Below are 2095 nucleotides of genomic sequence, written 5' to 3'. Positions count from 1 at the left end.
CCGTAGCGGGCCTACGTGCGGAGCGGGCGCACGAGCGGCGCGGGCCCACCAGTGGGGCGCGCGCAGGCATGGAACGGACCCACCCGCGGAGCGGGCGCCCGCGCAACGCGGACCCCGCCCGCGGACCCGGGCGTCAGAGCGCCGCCCGCACCGCCGAGTCGACGTCCGGGTGCGCGAAGCGGAACCCGGCGTCGAGCAGCCGGCGCGGCACCACCCGGTGGCTGCCGATCACCTCGATCGCCAGCTCCCCGAGCGCCGCCCGGAGCACCGCCTCCGGCACCGGGAACGGCGTCGGCCGGTGCAGCGCCCGGCCCAGCGCCGCGGTCAGCTCGGCGTTGGTCACCGGCTCCGGCGCGGTGAGGTTGAAGGCGCCGGACAGGTCCTCCCGGTCGATCAGGAAGCGCAGCGCGGCCACCTCGTCGGCCAGCGAGATGAAGCTCCAGTACTGCCGCCCGCTGCCGAGCCGCCCGCCCAGACCCAGTTTGAACAGCGGGAACAGTCGCGCGCCCGCGCCCCCGGCGGGGGAGAGCACCAGCCCGGTGCGCGGGTGGACGACCCGGATCCCGGCCCGCTCGGCCGGCCGTGCGGCCGCCTCCCACTCCAGGCAGACCTCGGCCAGGAAGTCCTCGCCGGCGGGGGAGTCCTCGTCGACGATCCGGTCGCCGGTCTGCCCGTACCAGCCGACCGCGGAGGCGCTGACGAGGACCCGCGGCGGCTCCTTCAGCTCCGCCAGGGCGACGGCCAGCGTCTCGGTGCCGTACACCCGGCTCTCCCGGATGTCCCGCTTGTAGGAGTCCGTCCAGCGGCGGTCGCCGACCCCGGCGCCGGCCAGGTGCACCACGGCCTCGACCCCGGCGAGGCCGTCCCGCTCGACCTGGCCGAGCAGCGGGTTCCAGCCGATCGCCGTGCTGCCGTCGGGCTGCGGGCCCGTCCGGGAGCGGCGCCGGACCAGCCGGACCACCTCGTGGCCGTCCGCCAGCAGCGAGCGGACCAGTGCCGAACCGATCAATCCCGTGGAGCCCGTGACAGCGATGCGCATGCCACCATCCTCGCAGCTCTTAATTCCCGGCACCCGTCGCATACGCCCCATTAGCATGGCGCGCATGCCCAACGACGATCTGATCATCCGGTCCGCGCGGCCCGAGGACGAGCGCGAACTCGCCGCCCTCGACCGTGCGGCCTGGTCCACCCTGTCCGACGTCTTCCCGCAGCCGCGCGCCGGGAACACGGTCTTCGACGAGGCGCACACCCCCGACCAGTACCTGGTCGCCGTCCTGGACGGCCGGATCGTCGGCTACACCCGTCAGGTCCCGGCGACCCCGCTGGCCGTCAACCGGCACGTCCGGCAGATCCAGGGCCTGGCCGTGGACGGCACGCTGCGCGGCCGGGGCATAGGCCGGCGCCTGGTCGAGGCGGTCTGCGACGCGGCCCGGGCCGCGGGCGCCCGCAAGATGACCCTGCGGGTGCTCGGCTGGAACGCCCCGGCCCGCCGGCTGTACGAGAGCTGCGGCTTCGTGGTCGAGGGCTCGCTCGCCGAGGAGTTCCTGATCGACGGCCGCTACGTGGACGACATCTTGATGGCCCGCCGCCTGGCCGACTGAGCCGCACGACTGACGGAGCATCAATTTCCGTGCGGCGCGGAGTCGTGACGCGCCCGCCCTGTCTGGAGCGGCCTCCGCCGGGTACCGTACGCCCGTGAGCAACTCGACGCCTCCCGGGTGGTACCCGGTCCCCGGTGCGGACGGTACCCCGGGTCACGAGCGCTGGTGGGACGGCAACGCCTGGACCAGCGACGTCAGGCCGCTCCAGGGCGGCGCCGGACAGCTCGCCGACGCGCCGACCCAGTGGCAGCCCTCGCCCCAGCAGCCGGGCTACGGCTACCCGGGCCAGGGCCCCGACTACGGCTACTCCGCCCAGGGCGCCGCCCAGCAGCCCGGGTACGGCTACCCGGGCCAGGAGGCCTATCCGGGCGCCGGCTACGGCTACCCCGGCGCGGGCTACCCGCAGCCCGCCCCCGACCGGACCAAGCCCGGTGTGATCATCGGCATCGCGGTCGCCGTGCTCGCCGTGGGCGGGATCATCGCCGGGATCGCGC

The 2095-nt window shown here is 75.4% G+C and carries 3 protein-coding genes; 2 read left to right on the top strand and 1 reads right to left on the bottom strand.

The window, feature by feature from the left end; translation table 11 throughout:
* Positions 1 to 133 precede the first annotated feature (133 nt).
* Positions 134 to 1039 (bottom strand): TIGR01777 family oxidoreductase, encoded by a 906-nt coding sequence (locus J0670_RS36610; RefSeq protein WP_207817096.1) that lies wholly within the window; start codon positions 1037 to 1039, stop codon positions 134 to 136.
* A gap of 55 nt (positions 1040 to 1094) precedes the next feature.
* On the opposite strand from J0670_RS36610, the gene J0670_RS36605 reads away from it, so the two are divergent.
* Together J0670_RS36605 and J0670_RS39755 are read left to right on the top strand one after the other, a co-directional pair.
* Positions 1095 to 1601, top strand: coding sequence for a GNAT family N-acetyltransferase (locus J0670_RS36605; protein ID WP_207817095.1), 507 nt, complete (start codon positions 1095 to 1097; stop codon positions 1599 to 1601).
* A gap of 94 nt (positions 1602 to 1695) precedes the next feature.
* Positions 1696 to 2095: DUF2510 domain-containing protein (locus tag J0670_RS39755; RefSeq protein ID WP_307806859.1), on the top strand; the 400-nt coding region annotated here is incomplete at its 3' end.

The organism is Streptomyces sp. FH025 (assembly GCF_017427025.1).
Lineage (GTDB): Bacteria > Actinomycetota > Actinomycetes > Streptomycetales > Streptomycetaceae > Kitasatospora.
The sequence above is the reverse complement of the archived record's forward strand: the minus strand, read 5'-3'. Positions and strand labels throughout refer to the sequence as shown.